The sequence below is a fragment of the Aeromonas piscicola genome (genome assembly GCF_000820005.1).
Lineage (GTDB): Bacteria > Pseudomonadota > Gammaproteobacteria > Enterobacterales > Aeromonadaceae > Aeromonas > Aeromonas piscicola.
The window spans coordinates 1,326-2,838 of record NZ_CDBL01000061.1; the positions used below are offsets into that span (position 1 = coordinate 1,326).

Consider the following 1,513-nt stretch of genomic DNA (forward strand, 5'->3'; position numbering starts at 1 on the left):
GCATCACCCTGGGCGTCACCATGGGGGCCATGCCGGGGGACATAGAGACGGCGCTGTGGCGCAGTGCCGACGTGATCCTGGGCTCCCTGCTGGCGCTGCTGTTTTGCAGCATCTACCCCCAGCGCGCCTACAGCCACTGGCGGTTGCAGATGCACGACACCCTGCTGCAGGCACACCGGCTCTACCATACCCACCTCTCCCCCAATATTCTGGAGCGACCCAGGCTGGCCCAGAGCCACTCTCGCCTGCTCTCCAAGATGGTGAGCCTGCGCCCCCTGCTGACCCCGGCGGTCAAGGAGACCCGCCTTGGCAGCGCCCTGTTCGAGGCCATCCAGACCACGATGCGCAACACCCTCTGCACCCTGGAGATGCTGGCCAACACCTACTGGAGTGATCGCCAAAGCCACTTTCTGATGCAGAGTACCCCCGAGCTGCGCACCTGCCAGCAGGCGACCGAGGCCGTGATGATCCAGCTGGCGCTCATGCTCAAGAGCGGCGAATTGAAAGGGGCTGAGCAGGCCATCAGCGAGTTGCAGGAGGCCGCGACCCGGGTGCGACTCGATGCCAGAGGCGAGGCCGCCATCAGCGGCTATCTCTGGTTGAGTCTGCAGCTCACCGAACAGCTCACCCACTTGCGCCGCCTGCTGGGGCTGGTGATGTACCCGCCCCGCAGCCAGAGCCAGAGCCACACATAGCAAAACGCCCCGCAATGCGGGGCGTTGTCATATCGCGCTGACCACTCAGGCCATGTACGCAGCCAGCGTTAACTGGCATCCGCCAGCGGCTGCTCGGCCGTGAGGTAAATGGAAAAATCCTTGATCCCCGCCTCCAGTGCAGCAAAACAGTCGGGGTCTATGGCAGATCCCAGCTGCTCGGCCATCATCTCCAGCGCCTGGGGCACGGGAATGGCACCACGATAGGGACGCTTGGCGGTGATGGCATCGAAGATATCGGCCGTGGTGATGATGCGGGTCTCAAGGGCAATCTCCTCTGCCTTGAGTCCCTTGGGATAGCCCTTGCCGTCGAGCCGCTCATGATGGGCCCCCGCCACCTGGGCCAGCTCCTTGAAGGCACCGATCCGGCTCAGGATCTCCTCTGTGTAGGCGGCATGCATCTGCACCGCCACCCACTCATCGGCATCAAGCTTGCCCGGTTTGTCGAGGATGGCGTTGCTCACCCCAAGCTTGCCCACGTCGTGCAGCAGCGCGCCGCGCTTGAGCCAGCGCCGCCGTGGCTCCGGGATCCCCATCTGGGTGGCGAGGATATCGGTATAGAGTGCCACCCGGCCGCTGTGACCGGCAGTGTAAGGACTCTTGGAGTCGACCACCTGACCGAAGGCGGCGGCAATCTCGTCCAGATAATCTTCATCGAGCGCCACTTCCCCCTGCCCGGCCGGATGGATAAATACCCACTCAGCCAGCTGGGGATCCGCCAGCCCTTGCCAGAAGGGCTCATCGGCCATGGCTTCAAACTGCCTGACCAGATCGGGATCAAACCAGCTGCCGCTGCGCTC

At 63.9% G+C, this 1,513-nt stretch carries 2 protein-coding genes; one reads left to right on the forward strand and one right to left on the reverse strand.

What is annotated here, in order from left to right; all coding sequences use genetic code 11:
- Window positions 1-695, forward strand: a 695-nt coding sequence (locus BN1128_RS15830) for a hypothetical protein (RefSeq protein WP_042870491.1), incomplete at its 5' end; no start/stop codon positions are given.
- A gap of 68 nt (window positions 696-763) precedes the next feature.
- Here the strand turns inward: BN1128_RS15830 and BN1128_RS15835 are convergent.
- A partial coding sequence (locus BN1128_RS15835) for an HD-GYP domain-containing protein (RefSeq protein ID WP_042870492.1) occupies window positions 764-1,513 on the reverse strand: 750 nt, incomplete at its 5' end.